This window comes from Embleya sp. NPDC005971, assembly GCF_040629175.1.
In the GTDB taxonomy this organism is placed as follows: domain Bacteria; phylum Actinomycetota; class Actinomycetes; order Streptomycetales; family Streptomycetaceae; genus Embleya.
In genome coordinates this window covers 41,923-64,191 of record NZ_JBEXUX010000051.1, presented here as the reverse complement: position 1 = coordinate 64,191, position 22,269 = coordinate 41,923, and the positions used below count along the sequence as shown (strand labels likewise).

Sequence of the window (22,269 nt, the reverse complement as noted above, 5' to 3'; positions counted from 1 at the left end):
CGGAAGCTCATCCGGGCCGCAGCATCAGGATCCAGGGAGGTACCCGTGGCCGAGTCAGTCCCGGTCAGCACGCACCGGCGTCGGCGCCGTCGGGCGGTGGCAGGGGCCGGGGCGCTCGCGCTCGCCCTCGTCGCCGGCACGGCCGGCTGTTCGTCCGGCAAGTCCGGCGGTTCGGGCGGCGCCGGCTCCGCCGGCAAGACCACGATCACCGTCGCCGGCATGCCCGCGACCACGGCCCCGAAGACGCGGCAACAATTCCTGGACGCGGTCGCGGCGTTCGAGAAGGCCAACCCGAACATCAAGCTCAAGCCGACCGACACCCAGTGGGACGCGCGCACCTTCGCCGCCCGACTGGCCGGCGGCAACGCCGAGACGGTGCTGACCGTGCCGCTGACCGAACCGCCGGGTCTGATCGCCCGCAAGCAGATCATCGACCTGAGCACCGAGGTCAAGGGCCTGCCGCACTCGGCCGACCTGGACCCGCGCGCACTGGCCCCGGCCACCGCCGCCGACGGCAAGGTCTACGGGCTGCCGATCACCGAGTACGCGCTCGGCCTGGTCTACAACCGCGACCTGTTCACCAAGGCCGGCCTGGACCCGGACAGGCCGCCCGCCACGTGGGACGAGGTGCGGGCCGCCGCCAAGAAGATCTCCGCCACCGGCGCCACCGGCTATACCCAGATGACGGTCAAGAACACCGGCGGCTGGATCCTGACCGCGATGACGTACGCCTACGGCGGCTCGATGGAGAAGAAGGTCGGCGACAAGTACGCGCCGTCCCTGCTCGACGGCCCGGCCGAGAACGCGCTCCGGCAACTGGCCGCGATGCGCTGGCAGGACGACTCGATGGGCAACAACCACCTGCGTACCCAGCAGGACGCCGAACGCGACTTCGCCGCGGGCAAGATCGGCATGATGATCAGCACGGTCAACAGCTACAACCGCTACATCACCCAGTACTCCGGCAAGCCCGCCGACTTCGGCATGGCCGCGCTCCCGCAGCAGAACCCCGGCCGGTCCACCCTGCTCGGCGGCATGATGGCCGTGGTCAGCGCCAAGGCCACCCCGGCGCAACGATCCGCGGCGGTCAAGTGGATCGACTACTTCTACCTCAAGCCCTCCTACGACCCGGCCGCCGCCGAGGAACTCGCGCTCGCCCAGGCCGCGGACAAGCTCGCGGTCGGCCTGCCCACCCTCCCGTTCTACTCCGTCGCGGTCTCCGACCCGGTCAACACGGCGATCAACAAGCACGCCAACATCCCGGCGGCGAACTTCGCGCCGTACGTCAACGGCGTGGGCAAACTGGACTACCAGGTCGAACCGCCGGTCGCCGCACAGGAGTTGTACGGGGCGTTGGACACGGTGGTACAGGCCGTGTTGACCCGCAAGGACGCCGACCCGCGCGAGGAGTTGACCAAGGCCACCGACCGGCTGGGACCGGCCTTCGAGAAGGCGCAGGCACCGTGATCGGCGCAGGGGCCCCGATCGGCCCGGACCGGCGGCCCGTCGAGGTCGCGTCGTGAGCACGCCGACCATTCCCCGGGAGGCACCGCCCGTCGTCGCCCCCGCGCCGGCCGGGAAGCGTGCGCTCACCGCGAACCGGCTGCGCGGCGGCTCCCGGCACCTGGTGCCGGCGTTGTTCCTGCTGCCGACCGTGCTGGTGTTCGGTCTGTTCTCCTGGTGGCCGATCGTCCGCAGCCTGCTGCTGAGCTTCCAGCAGACCAACCTGGTCGAGCCGGCGACCTGGGTCGGCTTCCAGAACTACCGGACCCTGCTGGACGATCCGCTGCTCGCCAAAGCGGTGTGGAACACCGTGGTGTTCACCGGTCTGGCACTGCTGATCGGCTTCCCGCTGCCGCTGTTCCTGGCCGTGCTGATGTCCGAACTGCGGCGCGGCGGCGCCCTGATGCGGGTGCTGGTCTACCTGCCGGTGGCGGTGCCGCCGGTGGTCGCGGTGCTGATGTGGAAGTGGTTCTACGACCCGGACACGGGATTGTTCAACGAGGTGCTCGGCACGGTCGGGCTCGGCCCGTACCCATGGTTGCAATCCGCCGACACCGCGATGACGAGCCTGGTGGTGGAGGCGACCTGGGCGGGCGCGGGTGGCGCGGTGCTGATCTATCTGGCCGCGCTCGCGAGTGTGCCGACCGAGTTGTACGAGGCCGCCGAACTGGACGGGGCCTCGATCCGGCGCCGGTTGTGGCACGTCACGTTGCCGCACATGCGCTCGATCCTGCTGATCATGATGCTGCTCCAGGTGATCAACACCTTCCAGGTGTTCACCGAGCCGTTCGTGCTCACCGACGGCGGCCCGGAGGACTCCACGGTCACCGTGCTGCTGCTCATCTACCGCTACGCGTTCGTCAGCGGCGACTACGGCAGCGCCGCCGCGCTGAGCGTGAGCCTGGCCGCGGTGCTCGCGGTCCTGTCGGCGATCTATCTGCGGCTCACCCGCACGTGGGGGACGAAATGAGTACCGGAACCCGGGGCGTGATGTCCGAGGCGGAGCGCCGCCGCCCACTCACCCGGATCGGCCTGGGCACCACGCAGTTCCTGCTGATCGCGGCGCTGGTGATCGAGGGCGCGGGGCCGATCTACTGGGTGTTCAAGGGTTCGATCTCCTCCACCCAGGAATCGCTGCGGCACCCGCTGGCGCTGTGGCCCGAGGATGCGCGGTGGTCGAACATCTCGACCGCGTGGACGAGCCTGGACCTCGGCCGCTATCTGATGAACACCGTGGTCCTGGTGGGTGGTTCGTGGTTCGTGCAGTTGTTCGTCGCGGTGACCGGCGCCTACGCGTTGTCCGTGCTGCGGCCGTTCTACGGGAAGTACGTCTACGCCGCCGTGCTGGCCACGCTGTTCCTGCCGGGCACGGTGTCGATGGTCTCGCTCTACCTGACCATCCAGGACCTGCCGCCGACCGGCACCTCGATCGCGAACACGCCGATGGCGGTCTGGTTGCCGGCCGGTGCGCACGCCTTCAACGTGCTGCTGATGAAGCAGTTCTTCGACGGTATTCCGAAGGAACTCCTGGAGGCGGCACGCCTGGACGGCGCCGGTCCGTGGCGAGTCCTCACCCGTATCGTGCTGCCCATGTCCCGGCCGATCCTGGCCGTGGTGTCGCTGTTGGCGGTGATGAACGCCTGGAAGGACTTCCTCTGGCCGATGATCGCCATCACCGACTCGGACAAGCAGCCGCTGGCGGTGGCGCTGCCACGACTCGCGGACACCTCGGACCAGAGCCTGCTGATCGCGGGCATGTTGATCACGATCATCCCGCCGGTCGTGGTGTTCCTGGTCTTCCAGCGGCAGATCGTGCGCGGGATCGCCTTTACGGGGCTCAAGTGAGTGCGGGACGTGGGGGGTTCGGGGTGGAGGCGACCGGGGCTTGCCCGGCGCGGGTCCTGGTCACCGGTGCCGCGGGGCGATTGGGGACGGCGGTGTCGGCCGAACTGGCGCACCGGGGCGTGCCGGTGACGGCGTTGGTGGCGCCGCCGGCTTCCGCGTCGGCCGGCTCGTCTTCGGTCGACGAGGCCGTGCGGTTGTGCGCCGATCGGGTGGTGGTCGGCGATGCGCGCGACCCGGCGGCGGTGGCGGAGGCTCTCGACGGGGTCGATGCGGTGATTCATCTCGCCGCGCTCGCCTCGCCCGAAATCGCCCCGGCCGAGGTGGTGTTCGGGACGAACACCCAGGCCACGTTCGTGGTGCTGAACGAGGCCGGCCGAATGGGGGTGCGGCGCGCGGTGGTGGCGAGCAGCCTGTCGGTGACCGGCCTGCCGTTCGCCCGCTCCACGCCTCGCCCGCAACCGGCCTACCTGCCGCTGGACACCGCGTTGCCGCTGCGCGTCGAGGACCCGTACGCGCTGTCCAAGCAGGTCGACGAGGCCACCGCCGCGATGATGCACCGGCGATACGGCATGACGGTGGCGGCGCTGCGCCTGCCGTTCCTCGGCGATCCGGATCGACTCGCGGGGCACGCCGCGCGGTTGGCCGCGAATCCGGCGCTCGGCGCGCCGGAGGTGTGGAGTTACCTCGACCTGCGCGACGCGGCCCGGGCGTGCGTACTGGGCCTGACCGCGCCGGCGGTCACCGGCGCGCCGGTGTTGTTCGTGGCGGCGCCGGACACGCTGATGGCGGCGCCCACCGGCGAGTTGCTCGCCGCCCATCTTCCGGACGTGCCCCGCCGCGCGGTGTTCCCCGCCCGGTCGGTCCCGATCGATCTGACCCCCGCCCGGCGACTCCTCGGTTTCACCGCCCGGCACCCGTACCCCCAGGAGCGACCCTGATGACCACGTCGGAGACGACACCGGCCGAGCCGGCCGACGCCGCGGCGATCCCGGCCGCGGCGATGCCCGAGACGCAGGCCCCGTGGCCGGCCCGGGACGCGTTGCGGATCACCGCGGTGCGGGCGATCGTCACCGCGCCCGGGGGTGTTCCGCTCGTCGTGGTGCGGATCGACACGTCCGAGCCGGGGCTGTACGGGCTCGGCTGCGCCACCTTCACCCAGCGCTTCCACGCGGTTGTCGCGGCCGTCGAGGAGCACCTCGCGCCGATGGTGATCGGCCGGCATCCGGGCGACATCGAGGACATCTTCCGGATGTTGCACTTCTCCTCCTATTGGCGCGGCGGCCCGGTGCACAACAACGCGCTGTCCGGAATCGACCAGGCGTTGTGGGACATCGCCGGCAAGCGACTGGGCCTACCCGTCTACGAGTTGCTCGGCGGCCGGGTGCGGGCCGGCGCGGCGGTGTACACCGGGGCCCGCGGCGGCGACATCGAGGAGTCGATCGAACGGGTCGCCGCGCTGGCCGAACAGGGCTACCGCTACGTGCGGTTGCAGACCGGCGGTCCCGGTCTCGGTACCTACGGCGCGGACGGCGCGCCGGGCGGGTACCCCGGCGCGCCCTACCCGGACGGCTGGGACGTCGGCCACTACCTGCGGACCGCCCCGCGCCTGTTCGAGCGGGCCCGGGAGGTGCTCGGCGACGAACTCGGGCTGCTGCACGACGCGCACAACCGGCTGACCCCCAAGGAGGCGGTGGGGCTGGCCCGTTCGCTGGAGCCGTACCGGCTGTTCTTCCTGGAGGATCCGCTGGCGCCGGAGCACTTCGACCGGTTGCCCGAGGTGCGGGCCGCCGCGCCGATGCCGATCGCCTCCGGCGAGTTGCTCACCTCGATGACCGACGCGACGCGCCTGGTCACCTCCGGCGGCGTCGACTACCTGCGGGTGCACGTCTCGGCGGTGGGTGGGCTGACGCCGGCCCGGAAGTTGGCCACGCTGTGCGAACTGACCGGCGTACGAACCGCGTGGCACGGACCGCCGGACGTGTCGCCGGTGGGCGCGGCGGTCAACGTCACGCTGGATGTGACCAGTGCCGCGTTCGGCATCCAGGAACAGCACGTCTACCCCGAGCGGGTGCACGAGGTGTTCCCCGGCACGCTGCGCACGGTGGACGGCTACCTCACGCCGTCGGATCGGCCCGGTTGGGGCATCGACCTGGACGAGGCGATGGCGGCGAAGTATCCGCCGCGGACACATCTGCACGAGCGCTGGGCCGCCCGGGTGCGGCGGCCCGACGGCGGGTTGGAAGCGCCCTGAACCGCGTATCGTCACCGGATTGTGCGCCGTCGTGTGCCGGCGCGGCGACTGCCGGTTCACGCCGATACCGGCTCACACACCGTCACCGGATATACTGGATTCATAGATCTGATGCGCATTAGGAGTTCGTCGACGGCCGTTCGATCGTCGGTCGTTGCATTCCGGGTCATTCCGTTGCCAGCCATATGGAGGAGTACATGAAGCCGATCGGGGGGCCCGGGCGGCCGGCTGGTTCACGCGCGAATCGGCCCCGTCAGGCGGACATCGCCCGGCTGGCCGGCGTCTCACAGCCGACGGTGTCCCTGATCCTCAGCGGCGGTTCGGCGGCGGTCGGGATCGCCGACGAGACCCGGCTCAAGGTGATGGCCGCCGCCGAGCAGCTCGGCTACATGCCCGACCCGATAGCGAAGCGACTCGCGGCCGGCCAGAACAACCTGCTCGGCCTGTATACGTTCACCGCGACCTTCCCCACCGAAATGTCGCACGCCTACCATCCGTTCCTGGTCGGCATCGAGCAGGAGTCCGCGGCGCAGGGCTACGACCTGCTGATGTTCATCGCGTCGAGCATCACCGGCGAACGGCCGCACGCGGAGGTGCTCAACCGGGTCCGGCTGGCGGACGGTTGCCTGTTCATGGGCCGGCATCTGCCGATCCGGGAGATGGACCGGCTGCTGGCCACCGATCTGCCGGTGGTCTACCTGGGCCGGCACGACGACTTCGGCGACCGACTGCCGTACGTCGGCGCGGACTACGTGACGGCGACGGCGGAGGTTGTGCGTCACCTGGCCGAGCTGGGCCACCACCGGATCCTGTACGTCCGCGAACTCGACGACGCGATCAGCGCGGTCGATCGCGAAGCGGGGTTCCGCCGCGGCATGGCCGAGTGCGGACTGCCGGTCGAGCGGTCCACCGTGGTGCGCACGGACGGTTCGGACCTGAGCGCGGACCGGCTGCGCGGCTGGTACGAGCAGGGCGTCACCGCGATCGTCACCGAGGCGACCGACACCGACGCCGCGCACCGGGCGGTGCTGGCCGCCGCGTCGACCGCCGGCTACCGATTCCCCGAGGACCTGTCCCTGGCCACCCTGGGCGCCCCCGAACACGCGGTGCCCGGGCCGGCCTTCCTGTCCGGCTTCTCGGTGCCGCGGCGGGAGATGGGCGCGGCGGCGGTCCGCCTGCTCACCGGACTGATCGCGGGGGAGCCGAATCTGGCCAGGCATCAGTTGATGAGTTGCGAGCCGGTGCCGGGGGAGACGGCGGGGGCGGTGCGGTGAGATCGCCGCGGTGAGTCCGCCGCGGTGAGGTTGGGCCGGCATCGGTGGAACGGCCCTGTCGGCATGCGCTCTTGCGCCCGCCTCGGTGGTCCGCTTCGGTCTTCCCCTTCACCCGCGCCGGTCCGCGTCGCCGGTGCCGGATTCGGTTTCGCCCGTACATCCATTCATCAGCGCGTTCACGGAAGGCTTCAGCATGTCCGAAATCAGCACCGAGGTCCTCATCGTCGGCGGCGGCCTCGGCGGAGTCGCCGCCGCACTGGCCGCGTGCCGGGCGGGCCGCACGGTCGTACTGACCGAGGAGACCGACTGGATCGGCGGCCAACTCACCGCACAGGCGGTGCCGCCGGACGAGCATCCCTGGATCGAGAGCTACGGCGCCCCGGCGAGCTATCGCGAACTGCGCACCGCGATCCGCGAGCACTACCGGACCTGGTATCCGCTCACCGGCGCGGCCCGGGCCCGTCGTGAACTCAACCCCGGCGCCGGCTACGTGAGCAAGTTGTGCCACGAACCGCGGGCCTCGCTGGCCGTGTTGCAGGCACTGCTCGCGCCGCACCTGGCGTCCGGGCGGCTGCGAATACTCCTGGAGCACGTGCCCGCCGAGGTGTTCGCGGACGGCGACCGGGTGCGCGCGGTCACCCTGTGGGGCGTGCGCACCGAGGAGTCGCACACGATCAGTGCGGCGTACGTGCTGGACGCGACCGAGACCGGCGAGTTGTTGCCGCTGGCCAAGGCCGAGTACGTCACGGGCGCGGAGGCCCGGGACGAGTACGACGAGCCGAACGCGCCCGCGCAGTACCAGCCGTTGAACATGCAGGGCATCACGTACTGCTTCGCCGTGTCGTACCACGAGGGTGAGAACCACGTGATCGACCGGCCTGCGGACTACGAGTTCTGGCGGTCGTACCGGCCGGACTTCTGGCCCGGCCCGCTGCTCGGCTTCCTCGCGCCCGATCCGCGCACGCTGGAACCGGAGGCGCGCACCTTCGACCCGCGACCCGGGGGCGACCCGCTCGCGGTGAACGCCGACCAGAGCGCCAACGCGGGCGGCGACGACCTGTGGTTGTTCCGCCGGATCCTGGCCAAGGGGCTGTTCGAGCCGGGCGCGGTCGACTCGGACATCACGCTGGTGAACTGGCCGTTGAACGACTACTGGTTGCGGCCGATCATCGAGGTCGGCGCGGACGAGGCCGCCGCCGCGCATCGGGAGGCCAAGCAGCTCTCGTTGTCGGTGCTGTACTGGCTCCAGACCGAGGCGCCCCGGCCGGACGGCGGTACCGGGTATCCCGGACTGCGGTTGCGGCACGACGTGGTCGGCACCGCCGACGGGCTGGCCAAGTCCGCGTATGTGCGCGAGTCGCGGCGGATCCGCGCGGTCACCACGGTGACCGAACACCACGTCTCCCGGGACATCCTGGGCACGCACGGGATCCACCACTTCCCGGACTCGGTGGGGGTGGGTGCGTACCGGATCGACCTGCATCCCTCGACCGGCGGGGACAACTACATCGACGTGGCCAGCGTGCCGTTCGAGATCCCGCTCGGTGCGTTGTTGCCGATCCGGATGCGCAACCTGCTGCCGGCGGCGAAGAACATCGGGACGACGCACATCTCCAACGGGTGCTATCGACTGCACCCGGTGGAGTGGAACATCGGCGAGGTGGTGGGGCACCTGGCGGCGTACTGCCTGAAGCGGGGCGTGGAACCGCATGCGGTGCGCGAAGACCTCGCCCTGTTCACCGAGTTCGCGGCTGAGTTGGACGCCATCGGGGTGGAGCGTCACTGGCCGGCGCCGGCGGGGTATTGAGGGGTGGGCGGTGCCCCGGGGCCTCGGCGCTTTGGCGTCCTGCCCGGTTCAGGGTCGGCGGAGGGTGTCCGCGGAGACCGCCCGGAAGCGTAGGAGCAGGGTGATCAGCGCGAAGAGCAGCAGCCAGGTCAGTGACCAGCCGAGGTCGGCGCCGCTGCCGACGGACGACGCCACGCTCGGCACGCCCACGCCGGCCACGGCCATCAGGGCGAGCATCGCGAAGAAGCCGGCGCGGATGAACCTGGCTGCGGTGTACCGGAATCGGTAGAGCAGCAGGAGGCGAGCGAGCGACAGGCGGCGCGGCGGGTCGACGTTGCCCGGGCCTGCGGAGACCACGAGCGCGCTCGCCTGGTCGAGCCAATGCTGGGCAACGCGAATCGCGTTGCCCAGCTCCTCCGGGCTGCCGGGAAGCCGTTGGCGGGCCTCCCACCACAACACCGCGAAGTCGACCTGCCGGGTCGCGTCCTCGAACGCGCGCAGCCGACGGCCGGTTTGCGATCGGCTCGCCTGACGGTCCTGCCAGGCGACTGCGAACACCCCTACGGCTGCGGTCAGTACGGGTACCACCACTGCGACCACGACCGCAGCCACGTCCTCCGCGCGCATCGACGCTCCCGTCGTTCGAGCCGGAACATCCGGCATGACAGCGGCGATTGCGCGCCGAGGCAAACCGTTTCGACGGGTCGGCGCGGGTGTGGGGGGCGGGTACCGAGCGGTGGGACCGGCTTCGGACTCAGCCGAGGTAGCCCAGTGCGCTGACGGCGCCCAGGCCGCCGGCGCCCATGAAGAGGGGCATCAGGACCTTGACTTCGACCTTGGCGCCCGCGCGGAAGCGCATGGACTTCGGCGGCCCGAGGGGGTACCAGCGCTTGCGGCCGATCGGTATGGGCCACAGGATCGGGCAGCCGGAGATGGTGAGTGCGTCGCCGATGCAGTGGGTCAGGGCGCCGAGGGCGATCGGCAGGCCGACCCACCAGTACTCCTGGCCGGGTTCGGTGAAGAACCAATTCGAGCCGTTGCCGGGGCGGTTCAGGATCTCCACGAGCATCCAGGTGCTGGTGGCGCCCAGCAGCCAGACCAGGATGTCGCTGTGCAATCGGGCCTGGCGCCACAGCAGGCCCTCGATGGCGAGCACCATGTGCACGAACAGGACGCCCAGTACCCCCCACCGGCCGCCGTACGCGCAGATCGCGGACGCGCCGGCGCCGACCAACAGGGCCCAGACCCAGGTGTGGGTGAGGGTGCGGTGGCCGCCGTTGCGGCGGGGGTCGCCCTTCTTGCGGGTGGCCTTGTAGGTGGCGGTGGCGAGCGCGTCGACCAGGCCGCACAGGATCAGGGATATCGGCCCGAACGAGCGGGAGACGGTGGCGGCCTTGTGGTCCAGGTCCGGACCGAGGGCGGCGCCGGCGCAGATCAGCCCGCCGACCACCAGGACCGGCCAGGGCATCGGTCGACCGTAGGCATCGGCGGCGGCACCGGCGGCCATCCACGCGCATGCTCCGGACAGGGAATGGGCCGGCCCCATCATGTGGTCGTGCTCCTCTGGTGAACCCGGGCGAACCCCGAGCCCGCACAGTGACCGCAGCTTAGCGGTGGCGATCATGGTGGCCGCGAACGGCCTTGGTCGGGTGTGGAGTTTGCTCGCGGTGCCCGTGGTGGTCGAAGGACTCGGGCGAGTGTGGTTCCCGGGTCGCTGTAGGGTCGGTGGCCTTGCGGGGAAGGGGTGCACGTGGAGCGGGCGCGAGTCCTGTTGTTGGACGCGGCTCCCGGCGAGTTGCTCGACCGGGAACTGGACCGGCTGCTCGGGCACGGGCTGGGCGTCACCTTGAACCTGCGCCGGGTGGGCGACCGGGGCGCTGCGCGGGCGGGCTGGGGTGGGCGGGTGGACTTCGCCGATTTCGACGCCTTCGACGAGGGGGCGCTGATCGCCGAGTTCGTGCGGGACGGAATCGGCTACCACGCGGTGAAGTCCCGTGCGGGTGTGCCGTTGCGTGCGGCCTTCCTCGCGGCGGCCACCGATCCGACGCTGGCCAATCGGCTGCGGGTGATCGGGCGGGCCGGGGCGGGTACCGATCATGTCGAGTCGGCCGCCGCCGGCCGGCACGGTGTCGTGGTCACGCACACTCCGGGCTCCAACGCGAACGCGGTCGCGGAGTTCGCCCTGGCGCAGTTGCTCGCGTCGACTCGGCACCTCACCGCGCACAACGCGGCCGCGCACCAGGGGCGTTGGAGTGCGCCGAGCGCGCCCGCGGTGGAGTTGGCGGAACTGACCCTGGGGATCGTCGGGTTGGGCCGGATCGGGTCGGCCCTGGCCGAGCGGGCGAGCGCGCTGGGCATGACGGTGCAGGGCTTCTCCCGGCGTCCGGAGGCCGAGTCCTCGGTGCCTCGGGCGGCATCGCTCGCCGGCCTGTTGGCGACGAGTGACGTGGTCTCCCTGCATCTTCCGCTCACTTCGCAGACCCGAGGACTGATCGGGCGGGCGGAGTTGGCATCGATGCGACCCGGGTCGATCCTGCTGAACACCGCCAGGGGTGGCATCGTCGACGAGCAGGCGCTGGCCGACGCGCTGAGCGATCCGGCGGCGCCCCTGGTGGCGGCGGCGGTCGACACGTTCGAGCACGAGCACGCGGCCTTCGCGTCGCCGCTCTTCGGCCTGCCGAACGCCCTGCTGACCCCACATGTCGCCGGCATGACCAAAGGCGCGATGGCCACGGCGGCCCTCCGCTGCGCCGACCACATCGCGGCCCTCCTGGCAGGCCGCCCAAGCGGCGTACCGGTGGTGGCGACGGGCTGAAATCGGCCCGCTGGGCGCTCGGGGGGCGGGCGCTCAGCGGGTGGGCGGTCGCGGGGTGTGGTGGTCGGCGCGCAGGCGGAACACCGTGGAGTCGGCGTCGTCCCGGGCAGGGTTGCCGTCCGAGTCCGTGACGGACACCGTGGTCAGTCCGGCTGCCGCGACGAGCGCTCGGAATCCGTCGCGGGTGTACCAGTGCAGCAGCCATGGCCGTTCCACGACGGCGCTCGCGTCCTGGGCGTGGTGCTCGTGGTGCTCGTGGTGCTCGTGGTGCTTGTGGTGCTCGTGGCGTTCGTAGCGCAGCAGGGAGATCTGGGTGCGCTCGGCTTCGTTGCGTTCCTCGGATACGAGGGTGAAGCGCAACCGTGCGCCGTCGGCGGCGGTGGCGGTACGGGTCGCGCCGATCCGGTCGGCAGGGGTGGGGGCGGGGATGTGCAGCGGGATCAGCGCGGAACCCCCGTCGACCAGGTGGCGGCGAATGCCTTCGAGCGCGGCGCCGGCGGCGTCGTCGTCCGGAAGCAGGTTGAAGGTCGGCCCGGCGAGGAAGATCGCCCGGAAGCGGCGGGGCAGGTCGAGCGCCTCCATCCGCTGGTGGTGGAGGGTGACCGTGACACCCGCGTCGTCGGCCCGACGTCGGCAGCGCGCCAACATGTCGGCGGAGGAATCGACCCCCTCGACGTCCAGCCCGCGGCGACGCAGATCGAGCAACGGATCACCGTCCCCACAACCCAACTCCAGCGCCGGTCCGCCCACTTCGCGAATGAAGGCCGCATGGACCTCGGGATCGGGGTCGAGTGATCGCAACGGGGCGTAGGACTCGGCGACGATGCCGGTGTAGAAGTCGGCGGGCTCCATGGCTTACGCATCCGTCCTTCCGTCGATTTCACGACCGCCACCGACACTCGCCGTGCCGACCGCCGGCCGCGATCCACGCGGCGGTTCGGCGAGCGTGGGCCGACGCGTCCCCGGGTTCTCGGCGCAGGGTAGTGCGCGGGGGTTCGGGGCCACCAGCGAATTCGGCCTCCATCGCTTGCCCCTGGACACCACCGGCATTCCGCTCGCCGGCACCTCGGCCGGCGGCACCCGCGACGACATTGTCCGGGCGATCCTGCTCCGTCAGGGGGCGCCGTCGGCGTGAGGCGGACGAGGCATGCCCGGTGCATCCTTGCCCAGGAGCCATTCCCTGACGCTCGGTGCGCGGTCCAGGAGTCTGCCGACGTGTGTGCCCTCGCTACGCGAGGTCACTCTCGGCAGGGGGCGAAGTCAGCGGGTACGACGTCCAACAGGCTCCGCACCCGGTCTCCCGTACGGAGCACGACGAGCAATTCGCACCGCAACTGGCGGGGCAGGTCCGGGCGATGGGGCGTGCTGTTCCACAGCAACGGCCACAGGTAGTGGGTCCCCGCGGGCGCCGTATTCGCGTGCACCCATGCCGGGTCCAGCCGCTGGTTGAGCCTGAGCCGAGCCGCTTGCTCCTCCAGCCCGAGCAGCGCGGCCGTATCGAGCACCTTCAATTCCCGAGGCACCGCGTCGTCAGGGTTCATCGCCCGATGCTGCCCGACGGCAGCAGCCCGAGCTTCGGAACCGGCCCATCGAAGGCCGTTGGGTCGGGAGTTCCCGGCGAGCGAGGAGAGCGAGGAGGGCGAGGAGGGCGAGGAGGGCGTTTGCGGCCGGCGGTTGGGTTTTGGTCGGCAGCGGGTGGCTCAGTGCTAAACGGTCGGCGTGGGCTGGTGGAGGTGGGCCCGGTCCCGTGGTCGCCGGTGGCCGGGAGCCTTGGGTTTCCCGGCGAGAGGTGGGTGTTGCTTGCCGGAAAGGCGCCGGCAACGGCGGAGCGGGAGGGCGGCCGAGTTGGGTTCGCCGGGGAGCCTTTCCGAATGGGTCGGGCGCTTGCGGCCGGCGGTCGCGTCTTGGTGGGCAGCGGGTGGCTTTGTGCTAAACGGTCGGCGTGGCTCGGTGGAGGTGGGCCCGGTCCCGTGGTCACCGGCGGTCAGGAGCCCTGGGTTCCCCGGCGAGACTCAGGTGTTGCTTGCCGGAAAGGCGCTGGCAACGGCGGAGCGGGTGGGTGCTTTCGTCGGGTTCGCCGGGGAGCCTTGCCGAGTGGGCCGGGCGTGCGCGGCTGGCGGTCGCGACTTGGTGGGCAGCGGGAGGCTCAGTGCTAAACGGTCGGCGTGGGCCGGTGGAGGTGGGCCTGGTCCCACGGTCACCGGCGGTCAGGAGCCCTGGGTTCCCCGGCGAGACGCGGGCGTTGCTTGCCGGAAAGGCGCTGGCAACGGCGGAGCGGGAGGGGAGCCCGGTGAGGTTCGCCGGGGAGCCTTCCCGAGTGGGTGGGGCCGTTTCGACGGGCGTTTCGGGGTGGGTGCGCGGGCGGAAAGGCTGCCCGTGGGTTGGGCGGGTCTCGATCCGGATCGCGGGACGCCTTCGGACCCGCTGTTTCGGGGCTGACCTGCGGTTTGTGCAACCGGCCGGCGAGAGCAGGTGCCGGGGGCCGGGTTGCGCACGCAAGCAGCCGATTTCGCGTGGGTCAGGGCTCTCGGTGGGCGTTTCGGGTCGGTGCCGCCGGGTGGAGAGCCGTCTGTGAGCCCGGAGGGTCAGGGCCCGGATCCCGAGACGGCTGCCCGCACCCGGGGTTCCGCTGACCTGCGGTTTTGTGGGATCGAGCGGCGAGAGCAGGTGCCGGGGGCCGGGTTGCGTACGCAGGGGGCCGATTTCGCGTGGGTCAGGGCTCTCGGTGGGCGTTTCGGGTCGGTGCCGCCGGGTGGAGAGCTGTCTGTGAGCCCGGAGGGTCAGGGCCCGGATCCCGAGACGGCTGCCCGCACCCGGGGTTCCTCTGACCTGCGGTTTTACGTGACCGAGCGGCGAGAGCGCGTGCCGAGGGCCGGGTTGTGCACCCCGGCGACCGCAACCGCCCACCCACGGCCCGCTCTTCTTCTCCCCTCCCGCCACCACACACCCACCACAACCCGAAACGGCCCGACCCTCTCGGAAAGGCTCCCCGGCGAACCTCACCGGGCTCCCCTCCCGCTCCGCCGTTGCCAGCGCCTTTCCGGTGAGCAACGCCCGGGTCTCGCCGGGGAGTCCAGGGCTCCTGACCGCCGGTGACCGTGGACCCGGGTCCATCTCCGCCGGTCCACGCCGACCGTTTAGCACAAGGCCATCCGCTGCCGACCAGGACGCGACCGCCGGCCGCGCACGCCCGGCCCACTCGGAAAGGCTCCTCGGCGAACCCAACCCGGCCGCCCTCCCGCTGCGCCGTTGCCAGCGCCTTTCCGGCGAGCAACACCCACCTCTCGCCGGGAAACCCAAGGCTCCTGACCGCCGGTGACCGTGGACCCGGGTCCACCTCCGCCGGTCCACGCCGACCGTTTAGCACTGAGCCTCCCGCTGCCCACCGACACACGACCGTCGGCCGCGCACGCCCGGCCCACTCGGGAAGGTTCCCCGGCGAACCCGACGAAAGCACCCACCCGCTCCGCCGTTGCCGGCGCCTTTCCGGTGAGCAACGCGCGCGTCTCGCCGGGGAGTCCAGGGCTCCTGACCGCCGGTAACCGTGGACCTGGGTCCATCTCCGCCGGTCCACGCCGACCGTTTAGCACAAGGCCACCCGCTGCCGACCAAGACGCGACCGCCGGCCGCGAACGCCCGGCCCACTCGGAAAGGTCCCTCGGCGAACCCAACCCGGCCGCCCTCCCTCCGCGCCGTTGCCAGCGCCTTTCCGGCGAGCAACGCCCGGGTCTCGCCGGGGAGCCCAGGGCTCCTGACCGCCGGTGACCGTGGACCCGGGTCCATCTCCGCCGGTCCACGCCGACCGTTTAGCACAAGGCCACCCGCTGCCGACCAAGACGCGACCGCCGGCCGCAACGGCCCGGCCCACTCGGGAAGGCTCCCCGGCGAACCCGACGAAAGCACCCACCCGCTCCGCCGTTGCCAGCGCTTTTCCGGCAAGCAACACCCACCTCTCGCCGGGAAACCCAAGGCTCCTGACCGCCGGTGACCGTGGGACCGGGCCGATCTCCACCAGCCCACGCCGACCGTTTAGCACAAAGCCATCCGCTGCCGACCAGGACGCGACCGCTGGCCGCGAACACCCGGCCCACTCGGAAAGGCTCCCCGGCGAACCCGACGAAAGCACCCACCCGCTCCGCCGTTGCCAGCGCCTTTCCGGCAAGCAACACCCACCTCTCGCCGGGAAACCCAAGGCTCCCGGCCACCGGCGACCCCGGGACCGGGCCCACCTCCACCAGCCCACGCCGACCGTTTAGCACAAAGCCACCCGCCGCCGACCAAAACGCGACCGCAGGCCGCAAACGCCCGACCCACCCGAAAAGCCCCCTGGTGAACCTCACCGGACCACCGTCCCGCCGCGTCGCGGTTCGGGGCATGGCCGCCGGTGAGATCCATGTTCCTCAGGGACGACGTCGGCACGATGGTGATCATGCTCAACGGAGTAGCCCCGTCGGCCCCGACGGCGCATTCTCGACCCCATGCATCGGGAGCGGCCGTGGCGGGGTGGTGTGGGTGCCGTTCATGGAGGCGATGCTGCCGGCAGCCTCCGACCATGGGCCCACCCGGTGGATGGTCGCGGTGCGCCGGGCCGGGGGCCGTCAGGCTCGGCGGGCGTAGGAGGCGAGGCGGTCGGCGAAGGCGGTTACGAGGTTGCGTAGTTCGTCGGGGCGCTCGATGACGAAGGGGCGGTCGAGTGCGGCGAGTAGCGGCGGCAGCCAGTCGAGGTTTTCGGCGCGTAGCTCGACGTGCTGCCAAGGCTCGGTCGCCGGATCCGCGTCTGCCGCCGGGGCGGGCTCCGCCAGGGTGGCCACGCTCGCCGGAAGGTGGGCGCGGATCTGTTCGACCGTTGCCTGGATGTGCAGCGTCACCTCGTATCGGTATTCGGCCGTGGCGAACCCGGACAACACGCGCTGTGCCGGATCGAGTCCGGCGGGTGCTTCGAACGAGCCGGGCAGGGTCCTCGCGGCGGCGATGCGATCGAGCCGGAAGGTTCGGTCCTCGCCGATCTCGGGGTCGGTGCCCGTGACGTACCACCGGCCCGCATGGGCGACGATCCCGTACGCGTGCAGCGGGCGTTCGCTGCGGCGGTCCGCGCGGTCGGTGTATGCGATGGAGATCGGCCGTCGGTGACGCACCGCGTCGGCGACGGTGAGCAGGACCTCCGCGTCGGGGTGTGCGGACCCGCCGGGCGGAGCCGTGAACGCGAGGGATTCCAGGACCGTGTCGAGTCTGTGAGCCAGGCGCTCGGGCAGCACCCGGCGGATTTTGGCCGCCGCCGTCTCGGCCGCCGTGTCCGCCGTCGTCATCGGCCCCGTCCGGCGGACGGCAGCCAGGCCGAGCAGCACGGCGAGTGCCTCGTCGTCGCCGAGCATGAGCGGCGGCAGGCGGTATCCGGGGGCGAGCCGGTACCCGCCGTAGCGGCCCCGCACCGCCTCCACCGGCACGTCGAGGTCGAGCAGGTGGTTCACATACCGCCGCACGGTCCGGCCGTCGACGTCGAGCCGGTCGGCGAGTTCGGCCACCGTTCGGATGCCGCCCGACTGCAGCAACTCCAGGAGGGTCAGCACGCGCACGGTGGGTCGGGACATATTCGGAGCTTAACGCGAATACCGGGCGGATTCTGTCCTCTATTTGTCCTAGCCTGCGGAGTACAGCCGCTTCGACAATCAGGGAGAACACCATGGACTTCGTCTCGATCCGCATCATCACCGGCGACGTCGCGCGCCTCGTCGAGTTCTACGAGCGGGCCACGGGCGTGCCGGCGACCTGGGCCACCGAGGACTTCGCCGAACTCACCACCACCGGCGCCACCCTCGCGATCGCCGGCACCCGCACGGTCCCGATGTTCGCTCCGGGGTCCGCCCGCCCGGCGGACAACCACAGCGTGATTCTCGAATTCCTCGTCGACGATGTGGACCGCGTGTACGAGAACCTGGCCGGCCTCGTCACCGACTTCGTCAACGAACCCACGACGATGCCGTGGGGCAACCGGGCGCTGCTCTTCCGCGACCCCGACGGCAACCTCGTCAACTTCTTCACCCCGGTCACGCCGGCAGCCATCGAGAAGTTCGCCCGTTGACGCCGGACACCGTCCCCCGCGCGGGAGCACGGGGATCCCGAGGCTCCCGACGAACGCCTCCGGTGGCCCGGGCCCGCCGAAGGCGGGTGCACGACAACGCATCGCGACCCCTGCACGGAGGCCGATCCCGACGACACGACCGACGGCTCCCATGGAGCGGTCGGGCCCACAGGTCGTCCCGGTGGAGTGCCAGGGCCGAATCGGCGACGGAGCGAGCCGGCGCGGTACGCCTCCGGCTGTCGTGTCGTTTGTCGGTGGGCCCGGCGGACTGATCCGCCGGCGTCGTCGTCACGTATGAGAGTTCATGACGCGTGCCATCGTGGGAGTCCACGGCATCGGGGACTTCCGGAGTGGGAGCCCCACGACGTCGTCCAAGCCCTGGGAGGGGAGTGGCACACCCGAATCGCCGACGGGCTTTGCCGGGCGGGGCTGTCGGGGCCGTGACCGAGTCGTCCGTGGCCTACTACGTCGATCCGCTCCGCAAGTCCGGCCGACAGGGCGTGGGCGACGGCCTCGACGATCCGGATCCCGACGAGACCGAGTTCGCCCACCAGTTGCCGGACGGCGTTCGACCTGCCTGCGGGCATTGCCGCAGGCGAGTCGACCGTTTTGAGGTGGGTCAGGTCGTCGAGACCCTCGCCCGCATGCGTTTCTCGGCTCGCCCGGTACGGCTTTGTTCTCCCGAGGGAACGCCGGCGCGCGAACTCCCCTACGAGGTCCCGCCGGAGGACCAGGTCGACCGGATCACGTCGGCCGGACGATGGTCCTGACGGGGCGCGGTCCCAGGGCCCGACCTGACCATCGCCCATGCGCGCTACGGCAGGTCGAGTTGTGCCCTCGACCGCCGCACGAACGTTGGGAGGCGGCTTCAGCGCTGCCTGAGGGAGCCGAGGAAGGCTTCCCAGGTGGGGGCGGGGAAGACGAAGGTGCCTCGGGAGGGGTCCTTGGAGTCGCGGATGGCCATCGTGTCGTGGTCGAAGTGGGCGCCCTCAACGCATTGGCCGCCGGAGTTGTTGCTGTAACTCGACTTGAACCAAGCGGTGTCGGGCATGGCGGTCATTGATCAAAGCTCCTTGAGTGCCGTATGGATCAGGCTCAGGGACTCCTGGGGGCCCGGGGCGAGCGCTTGGAGATCGCTGAACGCCTCCTCGTACTTCTCGACATCGGCTTCCCGGCGGGTGACCCATGCGTCCGCCAGATTCTCCAGGTAGACGATCGGTTTGAGCGCGGCCCCTTTCGCGAACTTGAGGATGACGAACGGGCCCGCCATCCCCGGGTGCACGCCCAGCCGGTACGGGACTACCTGGACTCGTACGTTGGGGAGTTCGGAGACCTCGGCGATGTGGTCGAGTTGCCCACGGAGCAGCGCCGCGCTACCCACCTGCCGACGGAGCACCGCCTCGTTGACGATGGCGACCAACTTCAGGGGCGCCTGTTGCCGAACGAGTACTTCCTGGCGCGTCATTCGGATGGAAACGAGTCGATCGACATCGTCCGGGGGGAGTGCCGCGTGTGAGATCTGATGGATCGCTCGTACGTAGGCTTCGGTTTGCAGCAGCCCCGGTACGAACTCCGACTCGTAGTTGTGCAAGGAAGCGGCTGTCGCCTCAAGCCCGAGGAATGCCTTGAGACCTGGGCGGATGATCGGCCGGTACTGCTGTGATTGCCACCAGTCACGCTTCGTCTTCGTCACGGCGGCGTAGTCATCCAGGAGCGCACGGGTTTCCGGCGCAGCTCCGTAGATCTCACACAGGGCCATCACGTCGGAAGGCTCGACGACGTAATTCTCGCCCGCTTCCAGCCGAGTGAGTTTGGAGGGGCTCCACAGCAGCCTCTTGACGACCTGGGCGGACTTCAGGCCGGCCTCGATTCGTAGACGACGCAACTCGGCGCCAAGTTGCAGGCGCCACAAGGCGGGTGATGCGGACTCGCTGTCGCCGATCATCTGCGGTCCTCTCCATACCGGATCCAGTGTGTCGGCGGATGTTCCGCCGGAGCAAGAAACGTTCTGCGCCACAGCGGGAGGCTTCGCGCCGGCGGTAGTTCGCCTGGTGGCAGGCGAAAGCTCTCGCGGAATTTGAGTAGCGAAATTCTGCTGTGCCCATACTTTTTGTCGGGCTCATGCCGGCATGCTAATCCTCGTATCTCACACACTGCATTCACTTCCATGCAATCCGTGACGACGAACGTGCGTCCGCATGCCCGGCGAGTGTGCGAGGACAGCTTCCACGGGATCGAACGCAAGGATCCGCGATGTCTCCGTCTCCCCGTAGGTCGTGGTTGAACGACCCGCTCTGGTACCTCCATGCAGCTCGCTACGGGGCCGACCCGTACCCCGAACCTCCGGGGAGTTGCATCACATTGGCCGTCTATCGCGTCGACTCGACGGGCGTGCGGGTTCTGGTGCCGCACGCGCGCCACAAGCTCTACGCCAAGGAGCCATGGTGGGCGCAGCGCGAACCGCCCTGTGGCTGCCCGCTCGTGGACTGTCCGCTGAAGCGGCGTAGCGCCTGATTCTCCTCCCCGCGACCATGTCCCGACGGCCCCGTGGTTCCGCCCGGGCCCGTCTCGCGGGGAGCGCCCCGCGCACGGTGCGTCCCGCGTCGTGTGCGGCGGGGAGGGGCGCCGGGTTGTACGTGTTGCCGTTCGCGGCGACCCGGCGTCCGCTTCCGTTCATGAACTGCCCTGGTGCCGGCTCTCGTTCACGCGTCGCCCCGGCACCAGGGCGCCATGCCCGCAACGCGCCGATGCGGATCGCATTCGTTGCTCGGGCCCGTACGCGATGAAAGCGAGAGGCCACCCCATGGCCGGAGACAGCACGATCCGATTCACGGCCCCCGCCGGCGATCCCGTCGAGCCGCCGCCCGCGCGCACCGGGCAACCCGTCTCGGATGCACCCACGTTTGCGCTGGGTGCCCGGGTTCGTCGCGGGCCCACGCGTTGGCCGGACGGTGGCGAGGTCGTCGGGATCCGCGAGACCGAGGCCGGCCTCGTCCACACCGTTCGCCGCTGGTCCGACAAGTCCTTGTACGACGCCACCGCGGCGGAATTGACGCCGGATCCGGTGATGTTCCCGAACCGCCCGTGCTGACGGCAGGGAAGCGGCAGTCGCCGTCGGCGGAGGCTTGGCGGTAGTCGCGTTCGCGGCCGATCGCACTGCCGATGTCGAGCGGGTGCCGGTGCGTCTCTCGGCAGTCCGATCAGCCACCGCCGTAAGGGCGGCCCGCCGCAAGCGGGCCGCCCTTACCGTTTCGGCTGTAGGTCGGCGCGAACGGAAGGGTGCCGATGGCCCCCGCCGGGCCGGATCGAGACGCCCTTGTGGGTGAAGGTCGTGCGCGCCCCGATCGGAGGCACCTGCTCCCGGTGGGTGTTGCGCCGGTGGACGTCAGCAGGGCGAAGGCGCGGGCGAGTTCCGCCGACGCGCCGGCTGCGTGGCGGGGGGAGCGGGTCGTGGCCTCGCCGGCCCCCGGCCGTGATCACGGCCGGGAGTTCGTCCCGGGTGTCGACCGTGTGGGACCGGGAATTCGGCCACATTCCGCGCCGCCGAGCCCGGCCCCGCAGCACGGACGCGGCGTGCGCGGGCTCGGATCGGCGGGGGCCACCTGTTGTCGAATACGCGATCGTGGTTCGGCCCGATGGGGTGAACCAGCCGCGGAAGCCGGGTGCACGACCACGAGGTGGCCGTGCCCAGGGATGCCTTCGCTGCAACGAGAGACATCCGTTCCCCTGTTTGTGTCGAGTGGCAACGGCCGGGGTGGACCGCGTTCCAGGGTCCGCGCTCAAGGAGACGCGTGACCTCGGGAGTGGTGCGACATGCCTTTGGCCCCATGCCTTCCGGGCTACGGGAAATGGGCATGGAAGGAAGGCGACCGACGATGCTCCTTGCCCGCTGACCTGCACGCCGGGCAAAGGCGGTTTCGTCATCGTCCTTCGTTCGCGCGGCGGCCACGGACCGCCCGGATCAGGGTCAAGGCTCCGGCGCCACCTGCGGAAAGAGCGCCGGCCGGGATGCGCTTCGCGGGGACCGCGATGCGAGGCCGGGGACGGATCGCACATGAAGCGGGACCAGCACGGAGATCGCCATGCACATCATCGGATCGTCACCTCTCCCGCGGCGGAACGAGCATGCTCTCCCCCGAGGGACTCCTCCGGGAACGGTTACGCACTGAGGTTGCCTCGTGGGGGCTCGGGTTGCCAGACCTCGTAGGTGATAGATCGCGGACTACGCACGGAACACGCACCGGGGTCGTTCCTCGCTCGCGGCGTTGACCTCGGGCAATGGCGAAAAGTTGTTGCATTTCCAAGTGGGACACCGTGAAACACGCAGGGTAGGCGCGCCTTTACGCCGTGTGGTTAAGGGCTTGACGATGGTCCTGAGTACTCGGTTGTCGCCGTCCTGCAAGACGTGCGAAGCACCACCCCCGAGGGCTCGGTCGAGTGGCAACGAGTCGAGGGAGTACCTGCCTTGAAGAAGGATCCGTTGAAGAATCGGCGCACCCTGTGTGGGTGCCCGCCCGTCCCGACGACCGGCCCGGCGCTGCCCGGGTCGGCCGTCATCGTCGTCGTCGTCATCCTTGTCATCGCCGCGGGCCTGACCGTCCGCGGGTACACGATGGAGAGCGTGACCACGATCCTCACCGTCGGCGGCGTGATCGGCGCCGAGATCATCCGTCGCCTGGTCGCGGTCTTCGTGCCGCGCCGGACCGTCTGATCCGG

At 70.6% G+C, this 22,269-nt stretch carries 18 protein-coding genes; 11 read left to right on the top strand and 7 right to left on the bottom strand.

Translation table 11 applies throughout. The features are described from left to right. Positions 1-45: 45 nt before the first annotated feature. From ABZ374_RS34360 to ABZ374_RS34330, 7 genes are all read left to right on the top strand, one after another. Complete coding sequence (locus ABZ374_RS34360) at positions 46-1,467, top strand: extracellular solute-binding protein (RefSeq protein ID WP_360318783.1); 1,422 nt, start codon at positions 46-48, stop codon at positions 1,465-1,467. A 52-nt stretch (positions 1,468-1,519) separates the two neighbouring features. Continuing rightward, positions 1,520-2,473: a sugar ABC transporter permease gene (locus ABZ374_RS34355; protein ID WP_360318780.1), complete on the top strand. Its 954-nt coding sequence runs from the start codon at positions 1,520-1,522 to the stop codon at positions 2,471-2,473. Next, on the top strand, positions 2,470-3,348 hold the full coding sequence (locus ABZ374_RS34350) for a carbohydrate ABC transporter permease (protein ID WP_360318777.1): 879 nt from the start codon (positions 2,470-2,472) through the stop codon (positions 3,346-3,348). Before ABZ374_RS34355 ends, ABZ374_RS34350 begins: the two co-directional genes overlap by 4 nt. Next, on the top strand, positions 3,345-4,286 hold the full coding sequence (locus ABZ374_RS34345) for an NAD(P)-dependent oxidoreductase (protein WP_360318774.1): 942 nt from the start codon (positions 3,345-3,347) through the stop codon (positions 4,284-4,286). The genes ABZ374_RS34350 and ABZ374_RS34345 overlap by 4 nt, the downstream gene beginning before the upstream one ends. After that, the gene (locus tag ABZ374_RS34340) at positions 4,286-5,599 is read left to right on the top strand and encodes an enolase C-terminal domain-like protein (RefSeq protein WP_360318771.1); all 1,314 of its coding nucleotides are present in this window, start codon (positions 4,286-4,288) and stop codon (positions 5,597-5,599) included. The genes ABZ374_RS34345 and ABZ374_RS34340 overlap by 1 nt, the downstream gene beginning before the upstream one ends. A 197-nt stretch (positions 5,600-5,796) precedes the next feature. Further along, positions 5,797-6,873: a LacI family DNA-binding transcriptional regulator gene (locus ABZ374_RS34335; protein ID WP_360318768.1), complete on the top strand. Its 1,077-nt coding sequence runs from the start codon at positions 5,797-5,799 to the stop codon at positions 6,871-6,873. 193 nt (positions 6,874-7,066) lie between these two features. Next, on the top strand, positions 7,067-8,680 hold the full coding sequence (locus ABZ374_RS34330; protein WP_360318766.1) for an FAD-dependent oxidoreductase: 1,614 nt from the start codon (positions 7,067-7,069) through the stop codon (positions 8,678-8,680). A 48-nt stretch (positions 8,681-8,728) separates the two neighbouring features. Here the strand turns inward: ABZ374_RS34330 and ABZ374_RS34325 are convergent, their stop codons facing one another. Beyond that, positions 8,729-9,286 carry a hypothetical protein gene (locus tag ABZ374_RS34325; protein ID WP_360318764.1) on the bottom strand — a complete coding sequence of 186 codons (558 nt, stop codon included), beginning with the start codon at positions 9,284-9,286 and terminating at the stop codon, positions 8,729-8,731. A 127-nt stretch (positions 9,287-9,413) separates the two neighbouring features. Next, on the bottom strand, positions 9,414-10,208 hold the full coding sequence (locus tag ABZ374_RS34320; RefSeq protein WP_360318762.1) for a metal-dependent hydrolase: 795 nt from the start codon (positions 10,206-10,208) through the stop codon (positions 9,414-9,416). A gap of 201 nt (positions 10,209-10,409) precedes the next feature. Between ABZ374_RS34320 and ABZ374_RS34315 the strand changes: the two genes are divergently transcribed. Then, positions 10,410-11,474: an NAD(P)-dependent oxidoreductase gene (locus ABZ374_RS34315; protein WP_360318760.1), complete on the top strand. Its 1,065-nt coding sequence runs from the start codon at positions 10,410-10,412 to the stop codon at positions 11,472-11,474. A 33-nt stretch (positions 11,475-11,507) separates the two neighbouring features. Here ABZ374_RS34315 and ABZ374_RS34310 read toward each other — a convergent pair whose 3' ends face one another. The 3 genes from ABZ374_RS34310 to ABZ374_RS34300 all read right to left on the bottom strand — a co-directional run bounded on the left by ABZ374_RS34310 (position 11,508) and on the right by ABZ374_RS34300 (position 17,062). After that, positions 11,508-12,326, bottom strand: a complete 819-nt coding sequence (locus ABZ374_RS34310; protein ID WP_360318758.1) for a class I SAM-dependent methyltransferase — start codon at positions 12,324-12,326, stop codon at positions 11,508-11,510. Positions 12,327-12,712: 386 nt separating this feature from the next. Beyond that, positions 12,713-13,015 carry a hypothetical protein gene (locus tag ABZ374_RS34305; RefSeq protein WP_360318756.1) on the bottom strand — a complete coding sequence of 101 codons (303 nt, stop codon included), beginning with the start codon at positions 13,013-13,015 and terminating at the stop codon, positions 12,713-12,715. A gap of 3,057 nt (positions 13,016-16,072) precedes the next feature. After that, the gene (locus tag ABZ374_RS34300) at positions 16,073-17,062 is read right to left on the bottom strand and encodes a WYL domain-containing protein (protein ID WP_360318754.1); all 990 of its coding nucleotides are present in this window, start codon (positions 17,060-17,062) and stop codon (positions 16,073-16,075) included. Positions 17,063-17,154: 92 nt separating this feature from the next. On the opposite strand from ABZ374_RS34300, the gene ABZ374_RS34295 reads away from it, so the two are divergent. Next, entirely contained in the window at positions 17,155-17,553 is a 399-nt protein-coding gene (locus ABZ374_RS34295) for a VOC family protein (RefSeq protein ID WP_360318752.1), read from the top strand. A 440-nt stretch (positions 17,554-17,993) separates the two neighbouring features. Then, positions 17,994-18,323, top strand: coding sequence for a hypothetical protein (locus ABZ374_RS34290; protein WP_360318750.1), 330 nt, complete (start codon positions 17,994-17,996; stop codon positions 18,321-18,323). Between the two features lie 98 nt (positions 18,324-18,421). Here the strand turns inward: ABZ374_RS34290 and ABZ374_RS34285 are convergent, their stop codons facing one another. Both ABZ374_RS34285 and ABZ374_RS34280 read right to left on the bottom strand, forming a co-directional pair. Then, positions 18,422-18,613 carry a DUF397 domain-containing protein gene (locus ABZ374_RS34285; protein WP_360318748.1) on the bottom strand — a complete coding sequence of 64 codons (192 nt, stop codon included), beginning with the start codon at positions 18,611-18,613 and terminating at the stop codon, positions 18,422-18,424. 3 nt (positions 18,614-18,616) lie between these two features. Next, complete coding sequence (locus tag ABZ374_RS34280; protein WP_360318745.1) at positions 18,617-19,498, bottom strand: helix-turn-helix transcriptional regulator; 882 nt, start codon at positions 19,496-19,498, stop codon at positions 18,617-18,619. 2,520 nt (positions 19,499-22,018) lie between these two features. Here ABZ374_RS34280 and ABZ374_RS34275 point away from each other — a divergent pair. Then, a complete protein-coding gene (locus ABZ374_RS34275) occupies positions 22,019-22,264 on the top strand; it encodes a hypothetical protein (protein WP_360318742.1) in 246 nt (81 codons plus the stop codon). The last annotated feature ends 5 nt before the right edge of the window (positions 22,265-22,269 follow it).